This is a genomic window from Methyloceanibacter sp. (assembly GCF_051306395.1).
GTDB lineage: Bacteria > Pseudomonadota > Alphaproteobacteria > Rhizobiales > Methyloligellaceae > Methyloceanibacter.
Window position 1 is genome coordinate 1 of sequence record NZ_JBPPND010000178.1, and the last position, 26,419, is coordinate 26,419.

The 26,419-nt window shown below is 63.9% G+C and carries 20 protein-coding genes; 10 read left to right on the forward strand and 10 right to left on the reverse strand.

The window, feature by feature from the left end; translation table 11 throughout:
- The 6 genes from ACSLE4_RS09100 to ACSLE4_RS09125 form a co-directional block, all read left to right on the forward strand.
- Nucleotides 1–1,713 (forward strand): heme lyase CcmF/NrfE family subunit (locus ACSLE4_RS09100; RefSeq protein WP_435904144.1); only part of this gene is annotated, 1,713 nt, incomplete at its 5' end.
- 2 nt (nucleotides 1,714–1,715) lie between these two features.
- Nucleotides 1,716–2,195, forward strand: coding sequence for a cytochrome c-type biogenesis protein (locus ACSLE4_RS09105; protein WP_435904145.1), 480 nt, complete (start codon nucleotides 1,716–1,718; stop codon nucleotides 2,193–2,195).
- Nucleotides 2,196–2,391: 196 nt separating this feature from the next.
- Complete coding sequence (locus tag ACSLE4_RS09110) at nucleotides 2,392–3,951, forward strand: Do family serine endopeptidase (RefSeq protein ID WP_435904146.1); 1,560 nt, start codon at nucleotides 2,392–2,394, stop codon at nucleotides 3,949–3,951.
- 98 nt (nucleotides 3,952–4,049) lie between these two features.
- Nucleotides 4,050–4,730: a response regulator transcription factor gene (locus ACSLE4_RS09115; RefSeq protein ID WP_069622864.1), complete on the forward strand. Its 681-nt coding sequence runs from the start codon at nucleotides 4,050–4,052 to the stop codon at nucleotides 4,728–4,730.
- Entirely contained in the window at nucleotides 4,714–6,171 is a 1,458-nt protein-coding gene (locus tag ACSLE4_RS09120; RefSeq protein ID WP_435904147.1) for a sensor histidine kinase, read from the forward strand. The genes ACSLE4_RS09115 and ACSLE4_RS09120 overlap by 17 nt, the downstream gene beginning before the upstream one ends.
- Nucleotides 6,168–9,077 carry a bifunctional [glutamine synthetase] adenylyltransferase/[glutamine synthetase]-adenylyl-L-tyrosine phosphorylase gene (locus ACSLE4_RS09125; protein WP_435904148.1) on the forward strand — a complete coding sequence of 970 codons (2,910 nt, stop codon included), beginning with the start codon at nucleotides 6,168–6,170 and terminating at the stop codon, nucleotides 9,075–9,077. Before ACSLE4_RS09120 ends, ACSLE4_RS09125 begins: the two co-directional genes overlap by 4 nt.
- Here the strand turns inward: ACSLE4_RS09125 and ACSLE4_RS09130 are convergent.
- The 3 genes from ACSLE4_RS09130 to pepN form a co-directional block, all read right to left on the reverse strand.
- The gene (locus tag ACSLE4_RS09130; protein ID WP_435904149.1) at nucleotides 9,067–10,317 is read right to left on the reverse strand and encodes an EAL domain-containing protein; all 1,251 of its coding nucleotides are present in this window, start codon (nucleotides 10,315–10,317) and stop codon (nucleotides 9,067–9,069) included. The genes ACSLE4_RS09125 and ACSLE4_RS09130 overlap by 11 nt on opposite strands.
- Nucleotides 10,318–10,574: 257 nt before the next feature.
- Nucleotides 10,575–12,863, reverse strand: coding sequence for an ATP-binding protein (locus ACSLE4_RS09135; RefSeq protein ID WP_435904150.1), 2,289 nt, complete (start codon nucleotides 12,861–12,863; stop codon nucleotides 10,575–10,577).
- Between the two features lie 148 nt (nucleotides 12,864–13,011).
- A complete protein-coding gene (gene pepN, locus ACSLE4_RS09140) occupies nucleotides 13,012–15,663 on the reverse strand; it encodes an aminopeptidase N (RefSeq protein ID WP_435904151.1) in 2,652 nt (883 codons plus the stop codon).
- 142 nt (nucleotides 15,664–15,805) lie between these two features.
- Between pepN and ACSLE4_RS09145 the strand changes: the two genes are divergently transcribed.
- Together ACSLE4_RS09145 and ACSLE4_RS09150 are read left to right on the forward strand one after the other, a co-directional pair.
- On the forward strand, nucleotides 15,806–16,006 hold the full coding sequence (locus tag ACSLE4_RS09145; protein WP_435904152.1) for a hypothetical protein: 201 nt from the start codon (nucleotides 15,806–15,808) through the stop codon (nucleotides 16,004–16,006).
- 10 nt (nucleotides 16,007–16,016) lie between these two features.
- A complete protein-coding gene (locus ACSLE4_RS09150) occupies nucleotides 16,017–16,232 on the forward strand; it encodes a hypothetical protein (protein WP_435904153.1) in 216 nt (71 codons plus the stop codon).
- A 9-nt stretch (nucleotides 16,233–16,241) separates the two neighbouring features.
- Here the strand turns inward: ACSLE4_RS09150 and ACSLE4_RS09155 are convergent, their stop codons facing one another.
- Nucleotides 16,242–18,563 carry a heavy metal translocating P-type ATPase gene (locus ACSLE4_RS09155; protein ID WP_435904154.1) on the reverse strand — a complete coding sequence of 774 codons (2,322 nt, stop codon included), beginning with the start codon at nucleotides 18,561–18,563 and terminating at the stop codon, nucleotides 16,242–16,244.
- Between the two features lie 106 nt (nucleotides 18,564–18,669).
- Between ACSLE4_RS09155 and ACSLE4_RS09160 the strand changes: the two genes are divergently transcribed.
- The gene (locus tag ACSLE4_RS09160; protein WP_435904155.1) at nucleotides 18,670–19,539 is read left to right on the forward strand and encodes a c-type cytochrome; all 870 of its coding nucleotides are present in this window, start codon (nucleotides 18,670–18,672) and stop codon (nucleotides 19,537–19,539) included.
- A 142-nt stretch (nucleotides 19,540–19,681) separates the two neighbouring features.
- A complete protein-coding gene (gene dusA, locus ACSLE4_RS09165; protein ID WP_435904156.1) occupies nucleotides 19,682–20,680 on the forward strand; it encodes a tRNA dihydrouridine(20/20a) synthase DusA in 999 nt (332 codons plus the stop codon).
- A 115-nt stretch (nucleotides 20,681–20,795) separates the two neighbouring features.
- On the opposite strand, the gene ACSLE4_RS09170 is transcribed toward dusA, so the two are convergent.
- From ACSLE4_RS09170 to ACSLE4_RS09195, 6 genes are all read right to left on the reverse strand, one after another.
- Complete coding sequence (locus ACSLE4_RS09170) at nucleotides 20,796–21,419, reverse strand: methyltransferase family protein (protein ID WP_435904157.1); 624 nt, start codon at nucleotides 21,417–21,419, stop codon at nucleotides 20,796–20,798.
- Between the two features lie 86 nt (nucleotides 21,420–21,505).
- Nucleotides 21,506–23,008: a phosphomannomutase/phosphoglucomutase gene (locus ACSLE4_RS09175; protein WP_435904158.1), complete on the reverse strand. Its 1,503-nt coding sequence runs from the start codon at nucleotides 23,006–23,008 to the stop codon at nucleotides 21,506–21,508.
- A gap of 112 nt (nucleotides 23,009–23,120) precedes the next feature.
- Complete coding sequence (locus ACSLE4_RS09180; RefSeq protein ID WP_435904159.1) at nucleotides 23,121–23,681, reverse strand: retropepsin-like aspartic protease family protein; 561 nt, start codon at nucleotides 23,679–23,681, stop codon at nucleotides 23,121–23,123.
- 39 nt (nucleotides 23,682–23,720) lie between these two features.
- Nucleotides 23,721–24,422 carry a retropepsin-like aspartic protease family protein gene (locus tag ACSLE4_RS09185; protein WP_435904160.1) on the reverse strand — a complete coding sequence of 234 codons (702 nt, stop codon included), beginning with the start codon at nucleotides 24,420–24,422 and terminating at the stop codon, nucleotides 23,721–23,723.
- Nucleotides 24,419–24,613, reverse strand: coding sequence for a DUF1289 domain-containing protein (locus ACSLE4_RS09190; protein WP_435904161.1), 195 nt, complete (start codon nucleotides 24,611–24,613; stop codon nucleotides 24,419–24,421). The genes ACSLE4_RS09185 and ACSLE4_RS09190 overlap by 4 nt, the downstream gene beginning before the upstream one ends.
- 90 nt (nucleotides 24,614–24,703) lie before the next feature.
- Nucleotides 24,704–26,263 (reverse strand): sensor histidine kinase, encoded by a 1,560-nt coding sequence (locus ACSLE4_RS09195; protein WP_435904162.1) that lies wholly within the window; start codon nucleotides 26,261–26,263, stop codon nucleotides 24,704–24,706.
- Nucleotides 26,264–26,419: the final 156 nt, after the last annotated feature.

Consider the following 26,419-nt stretch of genomic DNA (forward strand, 5'->3'; position numbering starts at 1 on the left):
CACGAAGGCTCCATGGTCTTGTGGGTGCTGATCCTCGCGCTGTTTGGCGCGGCGGTGGCGACCTTCGGCACCAATCTGCCGCGCCAGCTTCAGGCCAATGTGCTCGCGGTGCAGGGGTCGATCGCCGTGGCGTTCCTCCTGTTCATTGTCATGACGTCGAACCCTTTCGCGCGCCTCGACCCGGCGCCGTTCGACGGGCAGGGGCTCAACCCCGTGCTGCAAGACCCGGCGCTCGCGTTCCACCCGCCGTTCCTCTATGCAGGTTATGTGGGCTTCTCCATGGCGTTCTCGTTCGCGGTCGCCGCGCTGATCGACGGGCGCATCGACGCCGCCTGGGCCCGCTGGGTGCGGCCTTGGACCCTTGCCGCCTGGATGTGCCTGACGCTCGGCATCGCCATGGGCTCGTGGTGGGCCTATTACGAGCTTGGTTGGGGCGGCTTCTGGTTCTGGGACCCGGTCGAAAACGCCTCCTTCATGCCGTGGCTCGCGGGCACGGCGCTGTTGCACTCGGCGCTGGTCATGGAGAAGCGGGACGCGTTGAAGGTGTGGACCATCCTGCTCGCGATCATCACGTTCTCCTTGAGCCTAATGGGCGCCTTCCTGGTGCGCTCCGGCGTGCTGACTTCCGTGCATACCTTCGCCGTCGATCCGGAACGCGGGGTATTCATCCTCGGCATCATGGCCGTGTTCATCGGCGGGGCCTTCGCGCTATTCGCCTGGCGCGCGCCGCTTCTGTCGAAAGGCGGGCTGTTCGCGCCGATCAGCCGCGAGGGCAGTCTCGTCCTCAACAATCTTCTGCTGACGGTAGCCTGCGCTGCGGTACTGGTCGGCACGCTTTACCCGCTGGCGCTCGAGGCGGTCACCGGCGAGAAGATCTCGGTCGGCGCCCCCTTCTTCAATCTCACTTTCGTGCCGCTGATCGTGCCCCTCCTGATTGCCGTGCCGTTCGGGCCGCTGCTCGCCTGGAAACGCGGCGATCTGTATGCAGCCGCCCAGCGGCTCATGGTGGCGGCCATTGTCAGCCTCGGCGTGATGATCGTCGCACTCGCGATCAACCAAAAGGGCCCATGGCTCGCGCCGCTCGGCATCGGACTGGGCATCTGGCTCTTGATGGGCGCGGCGACCGAAATCGCGACCCGGGTGAAACTGTTCGACGCTTCAAGCACGGAGAGCTGGCGGCGGGCGCGCAACCTGCCGCGCGCTGCTTACGGCAGTGCGCTTGCGCATGCAGGCGTCGGGCTCATGGTTATCGGCCTGGTGGCGACGACGGCCTGGCGCACCGAGCGAATCGAGGCACTCTCGCCCGGCGGCACGGTCGACATCGCCGGCTACCAGCTGAAATTCAAAGGCGTGGCGCCACGGCAGGGACCGAACTATCAGGAGCGGGTCGGCGTGTTCGAGGTGACGCGCAACGGCAATCCCGTGACCGAGCTTAGGCCGTCGAAGCGTGCCTTCGCCGTGGAGAAGAGTGCGACCACGGAGGCCGGCATTCACAATAGTTGGCGCGGCGATCTCTACGTGGTGCTCGGCGACGAGTTGAAGGACGGCGCCTACAGCATCCGGGTCTACTTCAACCCATTGGTCCGGCTCATTTGGATTGGCCCATTGGTGATGTTCTTCGGCGGCGGCGTATCCTTGTCCGACCGGCGCTTGCGGGTGGGCGCCCCAAAACGGGCAAAGCCGAAATCGAAGACGGCGGCGGTGACGGAGTGACGATGACGTTCCGCCGGTTGCTCCTCGCCCTTGTTCTCTCCCTCGTTGCCGGAACGATTTCTCTGGGGCCCGCGATGGCGGTTCAGCCCGACGAGGTGCTGGGCGACCCGGCGCTCGAGGCCCGCGCGCGCGATTTATCGGCGGGCCTGCGTTGTCTCGTCTGCCAGAACCAATCGATCGACGATTCCGATGCACCGCTCGCCAAGGATTTGCGCGTGCTCGTGCGCGAGCGTCTCGAGGCCGGCGATTCGGACAAGGAGATCATCGAGTTTGTGGTGGCCCGCTACGGCGAGTTCGTGCTGCTGAAGCCGCGCTTCACGCCGCACACGTGGCTGCTATGGCTCGCCACGCCGGCGGTCTTACTGGCGGCGCTCGCGGCAATCGTCCTCGGCTACCGGCGCCGGAAGTTCGCCGCAGAAGGCCCCAAGCCCTTGAGCGCAAACGAAAAGCGCCGCCTCAAGCGCCTCGTTGGCGAGGGCTAGAGTCCGAGGCTCTATGCCCGCAATGCCTTGAAATCCAGGCAGTTGGCGCCGCTGAACCTTACAGAAATTTAATGCCGCCGAAACCGCGGCGTAATTGGTGAACACCTATATTTCGATCCTGCACGTCTGCCCCGTCTTCGGCCGGAGCAAGACAGGATCAACGGGATTTTTTTCTTCTCAGGAGACGAGGTGACCAATGAGAACTGACCAGAGCCCAGCTGCGAACGAGAGCCCGCGGTTGCCGAAGCTGACCCGCAAGCCCGCGCTCCTCGCCGCCGCCCTGATCGCCACTGGTGCATTGGGGTTGACGCTCGGCTCGGGCATGCCCTTCGCCGTGGCCGAGACCGCCCAGACACCGCAGACCATGGAGATGCCCTTTGGCCGCGCGCCGCTGACCTTTGCCGATCTGGTGGCCAAGGTGAGCCCGGCCGTGGTCAGCATCAACGTCAAGGGCGACGTCAAGATGGCACAGAACGATGGGATGCCGATTCCTGGCATGCCCGACCTGCCGGAAGACAATCCGCTCTACGATTTCTTCAAGCAGTTCCGTAAGGGCATGCCGCAAGGCCCCTCCAAGCCGACGCCAAGCCTTGCGCAAGGCTCCGGTTTCTTTGTGTCCGAAGACGGCTACTTGGTGACGAACAACCACGTGGTTGAGGACGCCGACAACATCTCCGTGACCATGGAGGACGGCGAGAAGTTCACGGCCAAGCTCGTTGGAACCGATCCGCGCACCGACCTGGCGCTCCTCAAGGTGACCGAAGAGACAAGCAAGAAGTTTCCCTTCGTGAAATTCTCCGACAAGGCCCCGCGCGTCGGCGACTGGGTGCTCGCGGTGGGTAATCCGTTCGGCCTCGGCGGCACGGTAACCGCCGGCATTATCTCGGCTCATAACCGTGACATCGGTTCGGGTCCTTACGACTATCTGCAGATCGACGCCGCGGTGAACCGGGGTAATTCGGGTGGGCCGACCTTCAATCTCGACGGCGAGGTGATCGGTGTGAACACAGCCATCTTCTCACCGTCCGGTGGCAATGTGGGTATTGCGTTTGCCGTCCCGGCCGCGCTCGTGAAGCAGGTGGTGACAGAGCTCCAGAGCGACGGCAGTGTCGATCGTGGTTGGCTTGGTGTTGTCATTCAGAACGTCAATGACGACATCGCCGATTCCATCGGCCTGAAGGAGCCCAAGGGCGCCATGATCACCAAGGTGACCGAGGATGGCCCGGCGTCCAAGGAGGACATCAAGGCCGGCGACGTCATCGTCGAAGTGAACGGCGAGGAGGTCAAAGACTCTCGCGATCTCGCTCGCAAGATCGCCGAGCTCGACCCTGACACCGAGGTCAAGCTGTCCATCGTTCGTTACGGCGACAAGCGCGAAGTCGACATGATGCTCGGCTCCTTCCCCAGTGCCAAGAAGTTGGCCGCGCTCCAGGACGAGCCCGCCAACCAGAGCGAGCAGATGGAGGATCTCGGCCTGTCGCTTGCGCCCGCGGTGAAGATCCCCGGCGCTGGTGACGAGGGTGTCGTCATCACCGAGGTCGATCCTTCCAGCGATGCCGCTGACAAGGGCCTCAAGCCAGGCGATATCATCCTGCAAGTCGCGGGCGTCAACGTCTCCGCACCGGGCGACGTCTCCACGGGCGTCAAGAAGGCCATGGCTGGCGCCAAAGACGGCAAGGACACGGTCAAGGTCCTGATGCAGGTAAAGACCGGCGATCAAACGCGCTTCGTGGCGCTTTCACTGAAGAAGGCTTAAAACAGCCTTCTTTCGCCGGAGGGCGGCACGGTTTCCCCCCGACCGTGCCGCCCACCTCTTTCCCCCACATCGGCAGCGTTGCCAGGGAGGCCCGTGACATGCGCGTTCTGGTGATCGAGGACGATCAGGAGACCGCGGCGTTCCTCAAGCGGGCCCTCAAGGAGTCGGGCCATGTCGCCGAGTACGCCGCCGACGGTCAAGCCGGGCTCCATCTGGCTAGGACCAACGCCTACGACGTTCTAATCGTCGACCGCATGCTCCCCAAATGCGACGGGCTCGGCGTCATCAAGGCCCTACGGTCCGAGGAAATTCGCACCCCGGCGCTGATCCTCTCCGCGCTCGGCGAAGTCGATGACCGGGTCAAGGGCTTGCGCGCCGGCGGCGACGACTATCTCACCAAGCCCTATGCGTTCAGCGAACTGCTCGCGCGTATCGAGGTGCTTGCCCGCCGCACCTCGCCCGAGGAAGGCTCGACGCGGCTCGTCGTGGGCGATCTGGTGCTCGACCGGCTGTCTCACAAGGTGACGCGCGCCGGCGAAGCGATTATGTTGCAGCCGCGCGAGTTCCGCCTGCTCGAATATCTGATGAAGCACGCAGGGCAGGTGGTGACGCGCACAATGCTGCTGGAAAATGTGTGGGACTACCACTTCGATCCGCAGACCAATGTCATCGACGTCCACATCTCGCGGCTCCGCTCCAAGATCGACAAGAGCTTCGGAGACCCGCTCCTGCACACGGTCCGCGGCGCCGGTTACACCATCCGTGACAGCGCTCACTAAGCTCTTCCGGACCACCACCTTCCGCCTGTCGCTGACTTATCTCGCGCTGTTCAGCGTCGCTGCGATCGTTGCCATTGCCTATATCTATTGGAACACGACGGTCCTGCTGTCGCGGCAACTCAACCAGACAATCGATGCGGAGCTAAAGGGACTTGCCGAGCAGTACCGGGCGGGTGGGCTCGATCAGCTTGTGCGCACTGCCGCCGAGCGCAGCCGCACGCCCGGCAACAGCCTCTATCTCGTCGCCGATAAGGACGGGAAGCAGCTCGCCGGGAATTTGAGCGCAGTGTCGCCGCAGCTCTGGGACAGTCTCGGCCCGGTGGAGTTTTTCTATAGCCGGCCAGCGCCCGGCGGGGTGGAGCGGCGGTTGGCATTTGCCAACGTGTTTCGGCTGCCGGGCGGTTACCGGCTGATCGTCGGACGCGACATCGAAGACAGGCGGGAGCTCTCGCGCTTGATCCGCAGCACAATGTTGTGGGGGCTTGGCGTGATGGCGCTGGTGGGGATCGGCGGCGGCTATTGGGTGAGCCGCAGACTGCTCGCGCGCATCGACAATCTTTCGGCGACCACACGCACTATTATGGCGGGCGATCTCAGCGGGCGGCTGCCGGTGAGCGGTTCGGGCGATGAGCTCGATCGCTTGTCGCAAAGTCTCAACTTGATGCTGGGGCGCATCGAGCAGCTCATGGCGGGCTTGCGCGAGGTGTCGGACAATATCGCGCACGACTTGAAGACGCCACTCAATCGGCTGCGCAACCGGGTGGAAGAGGCGCTGCGTGAGCCCTACGACGAGAATGTCTATCGCGAGACGTTGGAGCGGACCATCGAGGAGGCCGACGGTCTGATCAAGACGTTCAACGCGCTGCTCTCCATCGCGCGGCTGGAGGCGGGCGCCGCCGGCGACAATCGCGACAGGCTGGACCTCTCCGCGCTGGTGAGCGACGTGGCCGAGCTCTACGAGCCGGTGGCCGAGGAGCGGGGGATCACGCTCAAGGCGCAAGCTGAAGGGCCGATCGCCGTTCGGGGCGACCGGCAGCTTCTGGGCCAGGCCATCACAAATCTGATCGACAACGCGCTTAAATATGGCGCGCCACAGGCCCAAGGCGGCAATGGCTGGGCGCCGGAGGTTGATATTCGCGCGGAAGTCCATGACGGAACGGCCGAAATCATCGTCGCGGACCGGGGTCCGGGCGTGCCGGCATCCGAGCGCGAGCGCGTTCTGGGGCGCTTTGTGCGTCTCGAAGAGAGCCGCTCGGAGCCCGGCAGCGGGCTCGGCTTGAGCCTTGTCGCGGCGGTGGCGAGGCTACATGGTGGCGCGCTGAGGCTCGAGGACAACGAACCGGGCCTCCGTGTCGTCCTCTCTATTCCCTTGGAGGGTGATGCGCTCGTCAACGGGACGGCGGCGGAGCCGTCCACGGGAGCAGAGCTAAGACCGACGTGACGGCGCTCGCCGACCGCATTACCGAATGCCCCGAAGTCTATGACGCGGCCCGCGGCGCCGATGTCTACCAGGCGGTCTGTCAGGCGTTTGCGGAAAGTCCGGTGTTGGCGAAAGCAGCGGAGGCTGCCGCGACGCCTGATGCCGCGGCGTTGCTACAGGCCGTTTTCTCAGGCTCCGGCTATCTCGCCGCGCTTGCCCAGCGGTCTCCAGACCTGCTCGCCGACTGTCTGACGCGCGATCCCGACACCCATCTCGACGAGGCGCGAGAGGCCTTGGCCGAAGAGGTGGCGCAGGCGCCCGGCACCAAGGAGGCGATGGTCCTGCTGCGCCGGTTCAAGCAGCGCAGCGCGCTTCTAACGGCGCTCGCCGATCTGGGAGGCGTGTGGCCGACGGAGCAGACACTCGCCGGCTTGAGCGAGGCGGCGGATGCGACTCTCCAGGCCGGCGTGGCGTTCTTGTTTCGCAAGGCGCGCGAGGCAGGGCAGGTGACATCGGCCGAGGAGGCGCCCGGCTATTTCGTCATTGCCATGGGCAAGCTCGGCGCCATGGAGCTGAACTATTCGAGCGACATCGATTTCATGGTGTTCTACGACGCTGAACAGGCGGAGCTCGCTGAGGGCGTCGAACCGTCGTCGTTCTTCGTGAAGCTCACGCGCGAGCTTGTGCGGCTGGTCCAAGAACAGACCGGCGATGGCTATGCCTATCGTACCGACCTTCGGCTCAGGCCCGATCCCGGCGCCACGCAGATCGCGCTCTCGACGGATGCGGGTCTCACCTATTACGAGAGCTTCGGACAGAACTGGGAGCGAGCGGCGCTGATCAAGGCGCGCATCGCGGCCGGAGACATGGCGCTGGGCGCGGCGTTTCTGGATCAGCTCGCGCCCTTCATATGGCGCAAATATCTCGACTTCGCCGCAGTCGCCGACATCCACGCCATGAAGCGGCGGGTCCACGCCTTCAAAGGGCATGGCGCTATCGCCGTTGGCGGGCACGACATCAAGCTCGGCCGGGGCGGTATCCGCGACATCGAGTTCTTCGCCCAGACCCAGCAATTGATTGCCGGCGGACGCCACCCCGAGCTTCGCACGCGGGGTACGCTGGAGACCTTGGCGCGGCTGGCCGAAGGCGGGTGGATCGAAAGCCAAGCGGCGGATGAACTTGCGCAAGCCTATCTCTTCCTGCGCCGGGTGGAGAACCGCCTCCAGATGGTGGGCGACCAGCAGACCCATATCATCCCCGACGATAAGAACGAACTTGACCGCGTCGCGCGGCTTTGCGGGTTTTCGGACACCGATGCGTTCGGGGACGCGCTTCTCGCCCGGTTCAAGCTGGTGGAGGCGCACTATGGGGCGCTGTTCGAGAAAATCCCGGAGCAGCAGACCTCGGCGCCCGGAATTGTCGTGGCGGATGATACCGATCCGGCGGCTCTTGCCAGTCTCGGAGCGCTTGGCTTCACCAACCCCGGCGCGGTCATCGCCGCCATCCGCGCCTGGCAATCGGGCCGCTACGCCGCGACGCGCAGCGCCAAGGCGCGCGAACGGCTGACCGAGTTCCTGCCGCATCTGCTCGAAGCTTTCGGCCGCACGTCGGAGCCGGACCTGGCGCTCGCCACATTCGACAAGGTGATCGCCAGCATGCCGGCGGGACTTCAGCTCTTCTCGCTGCTCGCAGCCAATCCAAGCCTGCTGCGCCTCGTGGCCGACATCATGGGCACCGCTCCGCGGCTTGCCAAGATTATCGGCCGGCGTCCGAAGTTGCTCGACGCGGTGCTCGATCCGGGGTTCTTCGGCGTGGTGCCGTCGCCCGCGAAGCTCAAAGAAATTGTCGCAAGCGCACTCTCCCTCGCCACCGACTACCAGGACGCACTCGACCGGGCGCGCATTGTGGGGCGCGAGCAGGGCTTCCTCATCGGCGTCCGGGTGATCTCCGGCACGATCTCGGCGCGCCAGGCCGGAGCGGCGTACGCGGCGCTGGCGGAGACTTTGATCGAGGCCCTGTGCGGCTGCGTCAGCGAGGAACTCGTGGAGCAGTATGGCAATATGCCGGGCGGTGCGGTGGCCGTGGTCGCCATGGGTAAGCTCGGCAGCTACGAGATGACGGCGGCATCCGATCTCGATCTCATCACCGTCTACGACTTCAGCGGGGAGGATACGCAGTCCGACGGCGAGAGAAGTCTGCCGGGCACGCAGTATTACACGCGCTTCACACAGCGCCTGATCGCGGCGCTCTCGGCGCAGACCGCGGAAGGCGCGCTCTACGAGGTCGATATGCGGTTGCGCCCCTCGGGCAGCCAAGGACCGGTGGCGACAAGGCTATCGGGCTTCGTCGACTATCATGAGCGCTCCGCCTGGACTTGGGAGCATCTGGCGCTGACCCGCGCGCGCGTGGTCGCCGGGCCTGTCGAGCTGCGCCGGGCGATCAACGACACGATCGAGGCCGTGCTGGTGCGGCCGCGCGACAGGGCGGCGGTGGCGCAGGAGGTCCAGACGATGCGCGCCAAGATCGCCGCCGAAAAGGGGACCTCCGATATCTGGGATCTGAAGCAGGTGCGCGGCGGGCTGGTCGACATGGAATTCCTTGCCCAATTCCTCCAGATCGTGAGCGCCGCCGAGCACCCTAATGTCCTCGATCAGAACACGGAGCTGGCGCTGACCAAGCTATCCGCCGCAGGCGTGCTCTCGCCACCTGACGCCGAAATCCTAGTCCCTGCGGCGCGGCTCTACCACACGCTGACGCAAGTTCTCCGGCTATGCCTCGACAAGCCGTTCGACGCCGCGGAGGCGCCTCTGGCGCTCAGGGAACTGTTGGCGCGTGCATCCGACATGCCCGACTTCGCGACCCTGGAAGCGATGTTGAGGGACACGCTGGCAAACGTACACGACGCGTTCGACCGGATCATCGCATGAGACCGCAGGCCGGGACGTCAGGCCATCGTCGGCTGCAATTGGCAAGTTCTTCAATAGAGAATGATTGCCCCGACGGAAGAGACATTTGCGAAGCCGACCAGCCGTCTTGTGCAAACCGCTCCACGCTCATTGGCTCGGCGAAGAGAATACCCTGGACGAGATCGACGCCCATCTCCCGCAAGGTAAGGAAATCCGCCCATGTTTCGACGCCTTCAGCGACGGTGCGCGCACCATTCCTCTGGCCAAGGTCGATGATGCGGCGACACATTGACTGCTTTAATTGATCTCCGGCGCAGCCGAGGACGAATTTCCGATCAATTTTGATCTCGACAAAGGGGAACTCGCTTAGACTGGTCAGCGAGGGCCATTCCGCGCCGACGTCGTCAACCGAAATTGCGATCTTATGGAGACGAAGCTCTCTCGCGACATCCTTTGCGTGAGTCAGGTTGCGCCCGATTTCCGTGCCGTTGCTTTCCACGATCAGCCCCTCGAAAGCGGCGTGGTGAGGCAGTTTCTTCCGCAAACAATTAATCGAAGTGGGGTTCTGAAAAAAGGTAATGGGGAGGTTGATTGCGAGCTCGGTGTGTCCACGTTCGAGGAAGAAGTAATGCCAGTCATCGATCGCGCGGGATATTACGGCTTCCGAGATCGAGGGGAAGCGCGGGTCTCCGTCGTCCGCCATGAAGTAGGCGGGTGGGATAATTCCCCAGATGGGATGACGTACGCGCAGCAGCGCCTCGGCGCCACGCATGACGATCAACCGCGCGTCGATCTTCGGTTGATACCATAACTCGAGCCAGCCTCCGCGCACGGCCTCGGTGAGGTCGACGAGAGGGTTCAACGACGTTTCAGGCAACAGGACGGCGACACTGTCGCGCAGGCGTTCGGGGGTAAACGGCGTGAGCAGCGGCGGCAGTATGGTCATGCCGAGTCTTTCAGCCCGGTCTTGGATCTCACTTACGACCGTCGAATCACGTTGGGCAACCGGCAGGATCTTGCCGGTGAAATTCCTATCCGCGAGCATCCTCAGGACGTCACCTGCCGCGACAGCTCCGGACATCAACCCGAGAAGAACCAGGTCTGGCGATCGTGCGTCGAGGGCCGCGTTCAAGTCGTGCTCCTCTGCGCACTCATACGCGGTGAAGACGAGCTCTTTCAGGGCCTCTCTGAGGAACTTTCGAATGTGATGTTTGCCATCGGTAACGCAGACATGCGGCACGGTCCTTTGTTGCTCTTCCATGGTTCCCCCTCCGTCGCTAACGCGCGCATGTTGCAGATGCGAAGGGTCCCGAAATATGGAGGGCTCATGACCAGAAAGCGACGCGTCCGTTTACTGTTAATACCAAGACATGTCGGAAAATTTGAACGGCCTTTGAATTGAATTTCAATCAATTCCTTGGCTTGCGCTCGACCAAGGCCGGAACGGTTGCGGTCTCCGACAATCGGCCGGCGCTCTACTCAGCAGCAAGGGAAAGCGGGGATGGCAAGCCTAGGATCCTAAGCGCTCTCGGCGAGCGGCTCTTCCTCGACCGGTTGAACAGCCTGGATGGGCAGGGTGCAGGTGACAGTCGTTCCCTGACCTTCGCGGCTCTTGATCTGGAGCGTGCCGCCGTGAAGCTCGATGAGCGCGCGGGAGATCGCCAGCCCGAGCCCACTGCCTTGATGGCTCTTGGAGAACTGGTTTTCCACTTGCTCAAAGGGCTTGCCGAGCTTGGTGATGTCCGTCTCGGCGATGCCGATCCCGGTGTCCTTGATGGCGATCTTCACCTGACCGTTTCTCCGGGACAGATGCACATCCACACGGCCACTGTCGCGGGTGAACTTGACCGCGTTCGACAGGAGATTGAGGAAGACCTGCTTCAACGAGCGGCGGTCTGCTTCGATGGCGAGCTGGGCCGGGCCGTGGCGCTCCAAGGTGATGCCGCGCTCAGCGGCGGCCTGGTTCACCACCTTCATGCTGTCTTCAATGATGTCCGCCACATCCACAGTGCTGACATCGAGGGTCATGCGCCCAGCCTCGATCTTCGACATGTCGAGGATGTCGTTGATGACTTCGAGCAGGTAGGCGCCGCTTGAGTAGATGTCGCGGGAGTACTCCTGATATTTCGGATGGCCGAGCGGGCCGAACAACGCCTGCTGCATCACCTCGGAGAAGCCGATTACCGCGTTCAGTGGCGTGCGAAGCTCGTGGCTGATATTGGCGAGGAACTCGGACTTGGCGCGGTTCGCGGCTTCCGCGCGGTTCTTCTCAAGCGCGTATTTCTCGGCGAGATCGACGAGTTGCTGTTTTTGGTGCTCCAGCTCGCGGCGTGAAAGCCGCAACTCGGCAACGCTGGCGCGGAGCTGCTGCTCGCTCTCAGCATTGCGGGTTTGGCTCTCCTTCAGGTCGCTAACGTCCGTGCCGACGCTGACATAGCCGCCGTCGCGGGTACGACGCTCATTGATGTGGAGCCAGCGGCCATCTTCCAATTGCGCTTCGTAGGTCCGCTGATCGCCAGCGTCCTTGCCGGCGACGGCGATACGTTTGGAGACGATCGGCTCGGCGGCGGCGGCGATGACTTCGTCATAAGAGCTCCCAGGCCTCACCAAATCGTCGGCGAGGCCATGGAACTGCTGGTATTTGCTGTTGCACATCACCAGCCGGTTCTGGTTGTCCCACAAGACGAAGGCTTCGGAGATGGTCTCCACCGCGTCGCGCAGGCGTGCGTTGGCGTCGGCTGCTCCGGGGATCGCGTCCTGGTCGGCAAGCACCGCCATGCCGGTGAGGTAGGGCTCGGCACCTGAGAGGTTCCGGGTGATATGTCCGCGCAAGCGGATCGTGACCCAATGGCCCTCCGCGTGGCGCAGGCGGAAGCATTGGTCGAACAGCGAGATGCCTTCGCGCAAGTGACGGTCGACTTCGGCGCGCAGGTCGTCGTCGCGGTGCAGGGCCTGAGCCAGGACACCGTAGGGCATGGCTTCGGTCATTGGTTCGGCCCCAAGCAGCCGGTACATGGGCGCGGACCAGTGCACGTGACCGCGGGCCAAGTTCCAGCGCCAGACACCGCAACCGGGCAGCGCCTCGGTCAGCTCTTCGGTAAGAGCGTCCCTCTGCGCGGTGGCCGCAGGCGGCGCGAGATACCACAGTCCGCCGGCAACGAGGGCGAGCACCAGTCCGGCGCAAACAAGGAGCGTGATCTCGATAATGGCATCGCTCCGCCAGCCGGAGAGGGCGTGGCTCACCGGCTGAAGGAAAGCCAGTTGCGCGTCGGTTTTCGGGATGTTGCGCACGGTAACGAGGGCATCGGTGCCGTCGAACAGGGTGATGCGCAGCACGCCCGCGTCGGCGCCCATGATCGTCAGGGGCTGCTGGGGCCCGAGAATCGTGAGAAGGTTTCCTTGGTAGGGGCTGTCGATGGGCGCGCGGGCCTGGATGCCGCCTTCGGCATCGGCGAGCAGGGCTGTGCGTCCATTGTAGATCGCGCCTTTCGGGAGGCTGTCAGCGAGGGCGACTTGCCAATCCGTGCTGGAGTTGAGGGTTTCGGGTTTGAGCTGCAGGCCGGCGACCTCGGCCGTTAGCGCGAGCTGCCGCTGCGCGGAATCCAGCGCCGCGTCCTTGCCGTTACTGATCTGATAGTAGAAGCCCAGGCAGGTCGTGACCGCGAAGCCGATTAGAAGAATCGGGATAAGGCGGCGCAGAACTTCGGTGGAGGGGAGATGGCGATCGAAGAGAGCACGCAGGTCCTGCCATTGTGGCCCCGCGATAGAAAAGACTCCCTCGCCTCGCGCAGAACGTGCCCGCGCCATTCGGTCCCCCTTCTTCTCTCGTCGCAGTCCCGGAGAAGTTGCCGCATCTCCGAATCGCTTCCGTCCATGGAATCGAGGACGGACGCATCTGTCCAGAGAAAACCTGTGGAAATTGGGTTAACAACCCGTTGACAGCAGGGGAACGATTCTAGGCGCCGCCAAGAGTCTTGGTGACGATCTCGTAGCTGTCGGTGGAAAGCTCTTGGCTAGCAAGGCCTTCCAGAGCGGCTTTTGCGTGGGCTTGGCGCTTTGGCTCCAGCGTGTGCCAACTCTCGAAGGCGCCTAAAAGCCGGGCCGCTACGTGGGGATTGAACCGGTCGATCATCAATGCCTGATCGGCCAGAAGCCGATAGCCCTCGCCATCGCCGCGGTTGAAGCCGGAAGGGTTGGCTTGCGCGAAGGAGCCGATCAGGGCGCGCACGCGGTTGGGGTTTTTCAGGGAAAATTTCGGGTGGGCGAGGAGGCCACGCACCGTCTCGACGGAATCCGGGCGGACTGCGCGCGCCTGCACGGCGAACCATTTGTCGAGAACAAGCGGCTCGTCCTGCCAACGCTCGTAGAAGTCCGCGAGGGCCTCGTCACGAACCGGCGATTGCACGTGCGACAAAATTGAGAGCGCCATGATGGCGTCCGTCATGTTGGAGGCGTCTCTATAGTGGCGCAGCGTCCGGTCGATCGCGTCTTGCGTCTCCGTCGCAGTCAGAAGGTCAAGTGCCGCATTACGCAGCGCCCGGAGGCCAGCGCTTGCCGGATCGGGCGAGAATTCACCTTGCGGCGCCGCGGCGCCATAGATCTCGGCCAGCGTCTCGCTAATGGTCTCCCCGATCTTGGCGCGCAAGGCGTTGCGCGCGTGCAGCACGGCATCGGTATCGACATTGCGCCCGAGTTCGCGGGCGATGTCGGATTCGCTCGGCAGCTTCAGGGCTTCGGCGCGATAGGCGGCCCCCAGCGTTTCGTCGCGAACCGTAGCGGCGAGCGCTTGCGCAAGACGAACCGCTTCCTTGCCAGTGACCGGGCCTATGTCGAGACCGTTCCGTGCTGCTGCGGTCATCAGATTGGTCGCGTAGGTCTGCGCGGCCTGCCAGCGATTGAACGGGTCGCCGTCATGCATCATCAGGAACTCGATCTGATGGGGATCGAGGCTCGTGGTGAGGCGTACGGGGGCGGAGAAATCGCGCAGCAGCGACGGCGTGGGTGGCGCCGGTACGTCATAAAACTCGAAGACCTGCTCGCGCTCGGTCACCTCAAGTAGGCCGTCGGGGACTGCCTCACCGTTGAGATTGAGCGGGAGATCATCGCCATTGGCGCCGATCAGGCCGACTTTCAGCGGAATGTGCATCGGCTCCTTGCTGGTTTGCCCCGGCGTTGGGGGCACAACCTGGCTCACCTTCAGGCGCGCGGTCTTCTTGTGCGGATCGTAGTCGAGTGAGCAGGCGAGCTCCGGCGTGCCGCTTTGGGTGTACCAGCGCATGAACTGGGTGAGATCGCGGCCTGACGCGTCCGCCATGGCGGCGACAAAGTCCTCGACCGTCGCGGCCTGGCCGTCATGGCGCTCAAAATAGAGGTCGATACCCTTGCGGAAGGCGTCGCGGCCAAGCAGGGTCTGCAACATGCGGCAGACTTCGGCGCCCTTTTCGTAAACCGTGGACGTATAGAAGTTGTTGATCTCGATATACGACGCGGGCCGGACTGGATGGGCGAGGGGACCGGCATCTTCTGGAAATTGATGCGTCTTCAACAGGCGTGCGGTGATGATGCGCTCGACCGGCCCCATGCGAACGTCGCCGGTGAACTCCTGGTCGCGGAACACCGTCAGACCTTCCTTCAGGCAAAGCTGGAACCAGTCGCGGCAGGTGACGCGATCGCCGGTCCAGTTATGGAAGTACTCGTGGGCGATGACGCTTTCGATCGAGGCGTAGTCGCCGTCGCTCGCGGTGTCCGGGCGGGCCAGCACGAGCTTGTCGTTGAAGATGTTGAGGCCCTTGTTCTCCATCGCGCCCATATTGAAGTCGCTGACGGCGACAATGTTGAACACGTCGAGATCGTATTCGAGGCCGAAGCGCTCCTCATCCCAGCGCATGGCGCGCTTCAGCGACTCCATGGCCCAGCCGCAGCGATCCTCCTTGCCGGGCTCCACATAGATGCCGAGCGCAACCTTGCGTCCCGATGCGGTGGTGAAGGTGTCGTGGACCGAGGCCAGGTCGCCACCGACCAGCGCGAACAGGTAGGAGGGCTTGGGGAAGGGATCGTGCCAGATCGCAAAATGGCGGCCAGTCCCGGGGATCTCGCCGGCTTCGACCAGGTTGCCGTTGGAAAGCAGCACCGGCGTGGTGTCGCGGTCCCCCTCGATGCGTACCGTATAGACGGCGAGCACGTCGGGCCGGTCCAGAAAATAGGTGATGCGGCGGAAGCCTTCGGGCTCGCACTGGGTGCAGTAGGTGCCACGTGAGCGATAGAGGCCGGAGAGCTCGGTATTGGCCTCAGGGTCGCACCGCGTCACGATTGCGAGCGTGAAGGGCTCCGCCGGGAGAGTGTCGATGGTGAGCTTGCCGGAGGAGAGCGCGTAATCGCCGGGCTCGAGATCTTTGCCGTTGAGCGCGATGCGCTCGAGTGTCAGCGCCTCGCCGTCGAGCACGAGGGGCTGTCCGCCCGCCGCGACCGGATTAGGCCGCATGGTCAGGGTGGACGCGACGCTGGCGCCCTTGGGCGCCAGGGCCACCTCAAGCACCACCGCATCAATGAGATAAGCGGACGGCGTGTACGCCTCGAGAAATTTCGGCTGGCGGCTGGACTCGTTCATAGGGACTTAAGCCTTTCCTCTCCGTCGCTCTTAGAGGGCCCGGCGCGCCGTGCCAAGCCCGAAGCTCGGCTACCCACGGCCGAAATCCATGAAACCGACGGCCCGGGTGGTGTGTTACCTCTAGGAGAGCCTCAAAAGGGAGATGCCCAATGAGTGCAATTGCCACCAACGAAGAGTCCACTTCGAGCGAACGGACGCCGCCAGAGGTCTATCCCGCCGAAAAGCGCGGCAAGGCGAGATCATCCTCAAGACCAAATGGTCCCGGGCGATCTTCTTCGCCGGACTGTTCGGCGGTATCGTGCTGATGGCGGCAGTGGCCATTTATCTCGGAATTTTTGGCTAGGAGTGCCCTCATGAGCGCGACCGAAAAAGAACCGTCGGCCCTGCGGCCCAGCCACCAGGTTTCCGGCAAGGATTATCCCGGAGAATGGGCCCGGCGGATCGAGCTTGGTCTGGACAAGGAAGGCCGCCGTGCGTTGTTCTACGGCGGGTTCTTCGGGGCCTTCGTCCTGGCTGTAGTGATCGCCGCGCTGATCGGGGTGGTCGTTGACGCGCCGCCGAAGATCTAAGCGCGCTGCCTAGCGGAGATCGACGCGGCGCAAGCGGAGCGCATTGCCCACCACCGACACCGACGACAGGCTCATGGCGGCCGCGGCGACGATGGGCGACAGCAGAATTCCGGCGACGGGATAGAGCACGCCCGCGGCCACCGGCACGCCAATGGCGTTATAGAAAAACGCGAAGAACAGGTTCTGCTTGATGTTGCGCATGGTGGCGCGGGCAAGCTTCACGCCGCGCACCACGCCACGCAAATCGCCCTTGAGCAGCGTAAGGCCGGCGCTCTCCATGGCAACATCCGCGCCCGTGCCCATGGCGATCCCGACATCCGCCTTCGCCAGCGCTGGCGCATCGTTGATGCCGTCCCCGGCCATGGCGACCACGGCGCCGCCGTGCTGCAGGTTTTCGATCAGGGTCAATTTTTCTTCCGGCTTGAGGCCGGCGTGCACCTCGTCGATGCCGAGCTTGGCGGCGACGGCTTTCGCCGTCGTTGCGTTGTCGCCGGTCGCCATGACAATCCGTAGCCCAAGCGCATGCAGAGCGGCAATCGATTCCGCGGCGCTCTCCTTGATGGGGTCGGCCACGGCTAAGATGCCGGCAAGCTTGCCGCCGGCGCCCAAGAACATCACGGTCTCGCCGCCCTGGCGGAGCTCGTCTGCTTTTCCTTCGAGCGGGGAGACGTCGATGCTTGCCGCCTCCATCAAGCGGGCATTGCCAAACAGGACGTCGCGGTCGCCGACACGGCCTTTGACGCCTTGACCAGTGACGGCCTCGAAGTCTCGGGTCTTCTCAGGTCTGAGGCCCTTCTCCTCCGCGCCCCTCAGGATCGCTTCGGCCAAGGGATGCTCGCTGCCTGTCTCAAGCGCCGCGGCCAGGCGCAGCAGCTCATCCGGCTCGAAACCTTGCGCCGTCTCGACCCCGGTCAGACTCGGCTTGCCTTCGGTGACGGTGCCGGTCTTGTCGACCACGAGCGTATTCACCGCGGCGAGACGTTCGAGCGCGGCGGCATTGCGCACGAGCACACCGGCCTGAGCGCCGCGCCCCGTGGCGACCATGATGGAGATCGGCGTGGCGAGGCCGAGTGCGCAGGGACAGGCGATGATGAGCACGCTGACGGCTGCGACAAGCGCGTGGGCAAGCTGTGGCGCCGGCCCGAAGAACACCCAGACGATGAAGGCGATCACCGCGACGGCGATCACCGCCGGCACGAAATAGCCGGAGACCACATCGGCGAGCCGCTGGATGGGCGCGCGGGAGCGCTGCGCGTCGGCCACCATGTTGACCACTTGGGAGAGGGTGGTTTCGGCGCCGGTGCGGTCGACCCGCATATCGAAGGCGCCAGTGCCGTTCAGGGTGCCGCCCGTCACCGAGTCGCCTTGCGTTTTCTCCACCGGCACGGGTTCGCCGGTGAGCATGGATTCGTCGACCGTGCTACGGCCTTCGATCACCGTACCGTCGATGGGGATCTTGTCGCCCGGACGCACGCGCAGCACGTCGCCGACCTTAATTTCGGCGAGGGGGACGGCCTCGATCTGGCCGTCCTTCAGGACGCGCAGGGCCGTCTTGGGCGCGAGATCGAGAAGTGCGCGGATGGCGCCCCCTGTCTTTTCCCGGGCGCGCAGCTCCAGTACTTGGCCCACAAGCACCAGCGCGACGATAACGGCGGCCGCCTCGAAATAGACGGGGACCAGGCCGTGGGAGTCCCGCATGGAGCCCGGAAACAGGTCCGGGGCGATGGTGGCGACGAGGCTATAGAGATAGGCGGCGCCGGTGCCGAGCCCGATCAGGGTGAACATGTTGAGCCACCCGGAGCGCAGGGACTCGAAGCCCCGCACGAAGAACGGCCAGCCGCACCACAGTACTGCGGGGGTGGCGAGCGCCAGCAACAGCCACTGCTCGGCGTGGGGCGAGAGGAAGGGCAGGAGATCGATGCCGAAGACATGGGCGCTCATATCGAGCGCGACGATGATGAGCGATAGCGGCAGGGCGACCCAAAGGCGCCGCGTGAAGTCGATCAACTCTTCGTTCGGGGCGTCCTGCGCCAGCGCGCCCATGGGCTCGAGCGCCATGCCGCAGATGGGGCAGGGGCCGGGGCCCTCCTGCACGATCTCCGGATGCATGGGGCAGGTGTAGAGCGTGCCGGGGGGCGCAGGCTTCGGCTCGCCCTGCTTGGTCAGATAGCGCTCAGGGTCTGCGGCAAATTTCGCCTGACATCCATCCGAGCAGAAATGATAGGTGTGCCCCTGGTAGTCGCGGGTGGGTTTCCCCACATGGGGATCGACCTTCATGCCACAGACGGGGTCGGTGGCGAGCTGGCTCTGGTCGGGTGCGGCTTCTGTCATGCTTTCAAGGCCATGGAGACTCTGGGTTCATATGGTGATTCACGCTGCCTTGCACACGGGCGCCTAGCATAAGGTAAAGTGCAAGCTTGTTCGGGGGAGCATTCTGTTGCGAACGATTGTTTTCGAGATCTGCATAGCGTTGGCGGCGCTGGCAGGCTTCGGTGTCGGCTATCTGCTGTGGGACAAGACCTCCAGCCACTATTCGGTCGTCATGGCGGCGCTCGGGCCGGGACCGGAGAACGATCTCATCCGCTACGGCCATGCGTTGATCGTGGACACGCCACGCTATATCGGCCGCAGCGCGGAAAATCCTGCCATGGCCTATGGCGGCAACGATCTCGCCTGCCAGAGCTGCCATCTGAAGGCCGGGCTCCAGCCCTTCGCCGCGCCGTTCGTCTCCACCGCGGCGACCTTTCCCATGATGGTCAATAACAAGGTGCTCACGCTGCCCGACCGCATCAATTCCTGCATGGCGCTCGGCTTGAACGGCCAGCCGCTGCCCGAAGACAGTAAAGAGATAGCGGCGCTGATCGCCTATATCGAATTCGTCGGCAAGGGGACGCCGGAGGGCGTGCGCCTCCCCGGCATGGGGCTGATGCCGATCGCCCTGCCGGACGCTTTGCCGGATTCCAGGCGGGGCCTCGCGGTCTACGCCCAACATTGCGCGAGCTGCCACGGGCAGAACGGGCAGGGCGAGCGGAAGCAGCCGCAGGAAATTGGCTATTACGTGCCGCCGCTCTGGGGCGAAGGAAGCTTCAACGGCGGAGCGGGCATGGGGCAGCTCTTTTATGCGGCGTCTTTTATCCGCGCCAACATGCCGACCGGCGTCGACTACCGAACGCCCGCGCTCACGGTTCAGGAGGCCTGGGACGTCGCGGCCTACATGATCTCTAATCCGCATCCGATCGCCCCGCCGGAGCCTGAACCTGAACCTGTGGTGGAGGACGCCGGCGAGGACGAGGCGCCGGCGCCTTAAGCGGCTCCGTGTCTGCGGCGTCTCTGGGTCCAAGAGCGGTGCCGCGAGAACCAAAGCCCGATCGCGACCGGAAAGGCCGCTTGTGCCGGATCATCCCTGACGCCATGTTTCATAGATACAGTCCCGTTAAGAGCCTAAGCCGTTGAAACCAGACTCACACCGCTTTTGCGTTGCGCCGATGATGGAGTGGACCGACCGCCACTGCCGCTACTTCTTGCGGCTGCTCTCGGCCCGCGCGTTCCTCTACACCGAGATGGTGACGGCGGAGGCCGTGCTCTACGGCGACCGCGAACGCGTGCTCGGGTTCGATGCGGCCGAGCATCCGGTCGGGCTTCAGCTCGGCGGCAGCGATCCGGCGAAGCTCGCCGAGGCGGCGCGCATCGGCACGGACTGGGGTTACGACGAAATCAACCTCAATATCGGCTGCCCGTCGGACCGGGTGCAGTCGGGGCGCTTCGGGGCGTGCCTCATGGCCGAGCCCGCCTTGGTGGCGGACTCCGTGAAGGCGATGGCGGATACGGTCTCGGTGCCGGTCACCGTCAAATGCCGCATTGGCATTGACGATCAAGATGCCGAGGAGAGCCTCGATCGGTTCATCGACACGGTGGCGGACGCGGGCTGTACGACCTTTATCGTCCATGCGCGCAAGGCCTGGCTCGATGGCTTGAGCCCGAAAGAAAATCGCGACGTGCCACCGCTCGATCATGACCGCGTGCATCGCTTGAAGGCGCGGCGGGGCGACCTCACCATCATTATCAATGGCGGCATCGCCTCGCTGGCCGAGGCCGAGCCGCACCTTGCCCATCTCGACGGCGTGATGCTGGGCCGCGCCGCCTATGCGGATCCCTATCTTCTGGCCGAGGTGGATCGGAGGCTCTACGGCGCGGAAGGTCTGCCGCCGTCGCGCGCGGACGTACTCGACCAGTTCATGGAGTACGTGGCGCGGGAGCTGGCGCGCGGCGTACGGCTTAACGCCATGACCCGCCACATCCTCGGCCTGTTCCATGGCCAGCCTCGGGCGCGGGCGTTCCGCCGCCATATCGCCGAGAATGCGCATCTGGATGGCGCCGGCTTCGCGGTGCTGAAGCAGGCACGGGATATTGTGCTGAGTGAGGGCTATGCCGCCGTCGCGGCCGAGTAGCGGCGGCGCTGTCCGACTGTAACCAATCTCGTCATGCCGGGCACTCGGACCTTAGTTTGATCCGAGCTTGTGCCCGGTCATGACGAATTACGTTTGCTCCGTGTGAGCCGCCGGTTCAGCCCGCTTGGCGGGACGGTTTCTTGCGCTCGCTGATTGCGAGGATGACACCTTGGACGTCGAGGAAGCGAGCGGTGCGCTCGCAATATTCGCGGTAGCTCTTACCGTAGTGCTGCTTCAGCCAATCCTCTTCGACCAGCGACATGAGCACATAGGCGCCAATCATTACGCAGGAGAGCACGATGGTGAGGATTGAGTTGGCGCCGATCGACAGGCCGATCAGACCGACGATCGAGGCGGTGTATTGCGGGTTGCGGCTAAAGCGGTAGAGGCCATGGCTGACGAGGCCGTCCGAGCCGCAATAGGTGTTGCCGAGGCCGAGATTGAAATAGCCGCAAACGGTGATGAACAACCCGCCAAGCCCCAGTGGCACACCGACAATGAAGCGGGTCCAATCGAGCAGCGGGGTGGCGTTCCAATCGAGAATGGCGACAACGAAGGTCAACACCATGCCGCCGCGAAACAGTCCCCAGAAAGTGAGGCTCTGCCAACTTCCTGGCGCAGGTGTCGGCCAGATACGGAAGGGCGGTGCGAGGAGGGTCCGCAGCAGCAGAGAATCGAGGGTGAGGCCAACGATGAGGCCTGCTGCGAAGACGACGCTTGTGTAATCGAATGTGATCATGACAGGCGTGCAAGGAAGCAGATTCGGATTGCAAATTTGCGACAGAGATCTGACGGTTCTATTGCGTTCATCGCATCACGACGTGCTTAGATCTTCTGATTGTACTCCCCGACCTCGGGCTGCTTGGCGAGTTCCTTGTCGATCTCGGCGAAGATCGCGCGCATGTTCTCTTCCGACGTGGGGCTCTCCACCACGACCACGAGTTCCGGCTTATTGGATGAGGCGCGCACCAATCCCCACGTGCCGTCGTCGAGAACGATGCGAATGCCGTTCACGGTAATCAGTTCGCGGATGTTTTGTCCGGCAAGCTTGCCGCCGTTCGCGGCGACGTCCTCGAAGTGCTTCACCACGCGATCGACCACGCCGTATTTCGTCTCGTCGGTGCAATGTGGCGACATGGTCGGCGACTGCCACGTGCGCGGCAGGGCGTTCTTCAGTTGGGCGAGAGTCTTGTCCGGGTTGCGGTCGAGCATGTCGAGCACCGCGGTTGCGGCAACAAGACCATCATCATAGCCCCGGCCGATGGGTGGGTTGAAGAAGAAATGGCCCGATTTCTCGAAGCCCACGAGCGCCCCAGTCTCGTGGCTGTAGCGCTTGATGTAGGAGTGGCCGGTTTTCCAATAGGTCGTCTTAGCGCCGTTCGCCAGCAGCACGGGATCGGTCTTGAACAGGCCGGTCGACTTCACGTCCACGACGAAATGAGCGTCCTTGTTCAGAGCCGAGATATCGCGGGCCAGCATGACGCCGACTTTGTCGGCGTAGATCGCGTCGCCGGTATTGTCGACCACGCCGCAACGGTCGCCGTCGCCGTCGAACACAAGCGCGAGGTCCGCCTTGTGCTCCATGACCGCATCGCGCGTGGCATTGAGCATGGCGAGATCTTCGGGATTCGGATTGTGGGCTGGAAAGCTGTGATCGAGCTCGCAATTGAGTGGGATGACCTCGCAGCCGAGTTCCGACAGGACGCGCGGCGCGAAGGCTCCGGCCGTGCCGTTGCCGCAAGACACGACCACCTTCAAGCGCCGGGTCAGCTTCGGATGCTTGAGTAGGTCGGCCATATAGCGCTCTGCCATGTCCGGCACGTAGATGTAACGCGCGCCCTCATGATAGGGCGCGAACTTCGCGTTCATCACGATCTCCTTCAACTCCGTCATGTCATCGGGCGAGAAGGTCAGAGGCCGGTCGATACCCATCTTGATTCCGGTCCAACCGTTGTCGTTGTGGCTCGCCGTGACCATGGCCACGCCTTCGACGTCGAGATCGAACTGAGCGAAATAGGCCATGGGCGATAGCGCCAAGCCGATGTCGTGCACCTCGGCGCCGCCGGCCAGAAGGCCCGTGACCAGCGCCGCCTTGATGGCCGAGGAATAGGAGCGGAAGTCGTGCCCGACGACGATGCGAACCGGCACCCCGCGCTCGCGCATCAACGTGGTCAGTCCGAGCCCGACCGCTTCCATGCCGAGCAGGTTGACCTCTTGGGGGTAGAGCCAGCGCGCGTCGTATTCGCGGAAGCCGGTCACCTTGACGAGGGGCAGCCGTTCAAATTCGGCGGTATTGGGGACGAGATCTTGGCGCGGCTTCGGAAACATTCTCACTCCTGCGGGAAGCTGGCTGTAGGGGGTCTTCAGGGGTTAACCCCTGGGCCATAGCAGAGTTTCCTCTAAGCCCACCACCTTTTGAGATCAATGGAGGGACTTGAGGCTATTGAACGAGAACGAGCTCGCCATTTTGGATGTGGAAGCTCTTGAGGCGGCCGAGGAAGCTCATGCCGAGAAGATTGGTGGCCAGGACGCCCTTTCCGGCAATCGCGGCCGGCACGTCGCGAACCGTGATGTCCTCCACGCGCACGCGGTCCAGCGTTACGGGCGCGACGCGGGTGACGCCGTTGGCGGTCTGGACCGGGACGGAGAAGTCGAGACTTTGCGGCGAGAGCCCAAGGCGCTGGGCATCCTCATAGGTGATCACGACGTAGGTCGCGCCCGTGTCAGCCAGGAAGTTTGCCAGGCGCTCGTTGACGGCGGCCTTGAAGAGGAAGTGGCCGTTCGCGTCGGACCGCAGCTTCACCGTGCGGTCGAAGCCGGACCTTTCTTCTTCGGTCTCGGCGGGCGGATCCCGCATGCTCTCGGCGAGCGTTGGAAGCGCGTTGTCGGGCCGGACAAGCGTACGAAGATCGTCGAAGAAATACACGAAGACCGCGATGCCGAGCGCAAGTGCGCCCCACTGCATGGCTTCCAGCAGCATATGTTTGGTCGCCGAACTCAAAGGGTGCGCCTCACTCCAAGGCCGGCGTTTTCGTGGGTTTCAGCCGCGGAGGGTCAGGAAATCGCCGGAAAACTCATAGGAGCGGAGGCGGCTTAAAAAACTCATACCGAGCAGGCTCTGGGTGAGTGCGCCCGGGCGTGCCACCAGGGCCTCGACCTTGGTGCGGTCGAGGGGCCCGATGGAGACCTCGTCGAGGCGCACGCGGGCCGCCACGGTGCGCCCGTTGGCGGTCAGAACAGGGACCCGATAGGTGAGTTCTTCGGGGTCGATACCGGCTTTTTTCGCGTCTTCCGGAGTCAAAACGATGGACGAGGCCCCGGTGTCCACGATCATGGAGACCTCTTTGCCGTTCACGTCCACCTTGGCGGTGAAGTGACCGTCGAGCCGCCGCCTGATCTTGACCTCGGTCAGACCGCCGGCGCTGGTCTCCACGGTCATGGCCGTGCCGGGGAGCAGCTCGCCGACGACGCGCGCGGCGATGGGGGTGATCTCGTCCTTGTAGGCATAGAGGGTGACCAGGCCGAGACCGAGCGCGAGCCAGGTCACCGCATCGCGGGCCATGGCGCCCGCGCCGCCGCCATAGCGGGTCACGAGACCGCCGGCGATGTAAACGAGCAGGGCCAGGAAGAAGGACGCATAGGCAAAAGTTGCAGTGTCGAGGCCGGCGATCATGCCCGACTCGTTGCTCACCAGCATCATGGCGCCAAGCGCGAGAATGAACAGGGCGACCCAGGTGGTCATGGGCCCGACCCTTCCGCCTCGGCGAAGGATTCCATGCGCTCCAGCCGCTCCGGCAGGGTCTTCATGATGGTGCGCCGCTGCTCCGGCGTCATGTCGACCCAGCGGGCGATTTCATTGCCGCTGCGGCCGCAACCGACGCAAAGCCCCGACCTGTCGTCGAGCAGACAAATGTTGACGCAAGGCGTTTCCAAGAGGTCCCTACCGGCCGGATGCCCAAACAATCTATGTAGGGGGTGCGGCGGGGCAGGGCAATCGGGCCGCCTGTCGCGCCGTTCAAGCGGCTAGCTGGCGCGCTTGTCCCGCTCGGGGCGCCAGGGCGCATGTGGGGCTTCCGGCTCCTGCTCGCCGGGCTCGGCAAGCCGCGGCAGCGCCTCCATAATTCGGATGCGGGGGAGGGTCACGATGACCTCCGTGCCGTAGCGCAGCTTGCTCTTCAGTTCGAAACTGCCGTCGTGCAGCTCGATCAGGCCCTTGGTGATGGGAAGGCCGAGCCCTGTCCCGCCCTCGGCTGTTTGATGAGCGAGCGAGCCCTGGCCGAAGCTCCGCAGCACGCGGGGAATCTCGTCCTCGGGGATGCCGGGCCCCGTATCCTTGACGCTCAGGAACTGGCCGCCAAGGGGAGTGCGCCCGATCTTGAGCGTGACGGTCCCGCCCGTCGGCGTGAACTTGATGGCGTTCGACAGGAGGTTGAGACAGATCTGCCGGAGGGCCCGCTCGTCGGCCCAGACCGGGGTCAGGTTCTCCTCGAAGGCCTCGACGACCTTCAGTCCCTTGTTCTCGGCGCGGACGCGCATCAGCCGGTGGCAGTCCTCGACGATATCGGCAAGCGTCACGGGCGCTTCATGCAGCTCATAGCGTCCCGCCTCGATGCGGCTGATATCGAGGACCTCGTTGATGAGCGTCAGCAGGTGCTGCCCGCTCTCGTGAATGTCGTTGGCGTATTCCTTGTAGGTCGGGTTGGAATGCGGACCCAGGATCTCGCCGCGCATGATCTCCGAGAAGCCGAGGATGGCGTTCAGCGGCGTGCGCAACTCGTGGCTCATGGTGGCGAGGAACCGCGACTTGGCGAGGTTCGCTTCCTCCGCGCGCAGCCGCGCTTCGTCCGAAATCGATTTCGACTGCTCGAGCTCGCCGATCAGCGCGTCCTTCTCGGCGCGATACTCAAGCATGGCCATGACCGTCGTATTGAATCCGGTCATCAGCCAGATGAAGTAGATGTGCACGCCGACGGCCATGGCCGCCATCGCCCAGAAGAATGGGTTGTCGAGCAGCGCGAAGCGCAACACGATGGCGATCGTCATTGGCAAGGTGCCGGCATAGACGATGGGCATGACCGTGGATGCGAACAGCATGCGCATCGAGATGACGACGATAAGCGAGGCGAAGATGAAGGTGTGCGCGGCCTCGCCTTGGGTTTCCGGACTGATGAAGGCTACGGTCGCCCACGTCACCCCGTAGAGAAACTCCGCGGCCGCGATCTTCGCGCGCCATGCCGGCGTGTCGGCCTCTTCGCGCGGCGTCTTTGAGAACTGCCGGCAAATCGCGATGAGAATGCCCTTGGCTACGAAGACGGCGCAAAGCCACAGGAGCAGTTCGCGCGGCGGGGCCCAGAACATGGCTCCCATGGCGACGACGAGCGCAAGCAGCGGCGTGGTCACGGCGGCCGACAGCTCGTTCTTCACGAACATCATCAGGAGCTCGTATTCGAACTCCGGCTTGCGGCCCGACTTGTAGGTGAGTTTTTCGCGGGCTTCCTGGACGCTGCGATAGGCGCGGCGTTTTTGATTGTTCGCCGAGCCCGAATGAACCCGCGAGGCCTCGGCTGACGCGCCTCCTGACATGACTTCTTAGACCCGCGACTTTACCATCTACAAAAACCAGCGAAGGATCAATGGCATAGCGCGCACGCGCGGCCGCGCCCAGACCCCCGACTTAGGCTTAACAAGAACTATCAGCCGAAAATCCTAACGGGTCGTTTACTCTCGCCCCGGCCTGGC

Bases quoted from the DNA above. Each gene is read 5' to 3' on its own strand.
- ACSLE4_RS09105 (WP_435904145.1), top strand. From the start codon at position 1,716: ATGACGTTCCGCCGGTTGCTCCTCGCCCTTGTTCTCTCCCTCGTTGCC.
- ACSLE4_RS09175 (WP_435904158.1), bottom strand. From the start codon at position 23,008: ATGTTTCCGAAGCCGCGCCAAGATCTCGTCCCCAATACCGCCGAATTT.
- ACSLE4_RS09130 (WP_435904149.1), bottom strand. From the start codon at position 10,317: ATGGAAGAGCAACAAAGGACCGTGCCGCATGTCTGCGTTACCGATGGC.
- ACSLE4_RS09170 (WP_435904157.1), bottom strand. From the start codon at position 21,419: ATGATCACATTCGATTACACAAGCGTCGTCTTCGCAGCAGGCCTCATC.
- ACSLE4_RS09110 (WP_435904146.1), top strand. From the start codon at position 2,392: ATGAGAACTGACCAGAGCCCAGCTGCGAACGAGAGCCCGCGGTTGCCG.
- ACSLE4_RS09145 (WP_435904152.1), top strand. From the start codon at position 15,806: ATGCCCAATGAGTGCAATTGCCACCAACGAAGAGTCCACTTCGAGCGA.
- ACSLE4_RS09185 (WP_435904160.1), bottom strand. From the start codon at position 24,422: ATGACCACCTGGGTCGCCCTGTTCATTCTCGCGCTTGGCGCCATGATG.
- ACSLE4_RS09195 (WP_435904162.1), bottom strand. From the start codon at position 26,263: ATGTCAGGAGGCGCGTCAGCCGAGGCCTCGCGGGTTCATTCGGGCTCG.
- ACSLE4_RS09150 (WP_435904153.1), top strand. From the start codon at position 16,017: ATGAGCGCGACCGAAAAAGAACCGTCGGCCCTGCGGCCCAGCCACCAG.
- pepN (WP_435904151.1), bottom strand. From the start codon at position 15,663: ATGAACGAGTCCAGCCGCCAGCCGAAATTTCTCGAGGCGTACACGCCG.
- ACSLE4_RS09135 (WP_435904150.1), bottom strand. From the start codon at position 12,863: ATGGCGCGGGCACGTTCTGCGCGAGGCGAGGGAGTCTTTTCTATCGCG.
- ACSLE4_RS09155 (WP_435904154.1), bottom strand. From the start codon at position 18,563: ATGACAGAAGCCGCACCCGACCAGAGCCAGCTCGCCACCGACCCCGTC.
- ACSLE4_RS09115 (WP_069622864.1), top strand. From the start codon at position 4,050: ATGCGCGTTCTGGTGATCGAGGACGATCAGGAGACCGCGGCGTTCCTC.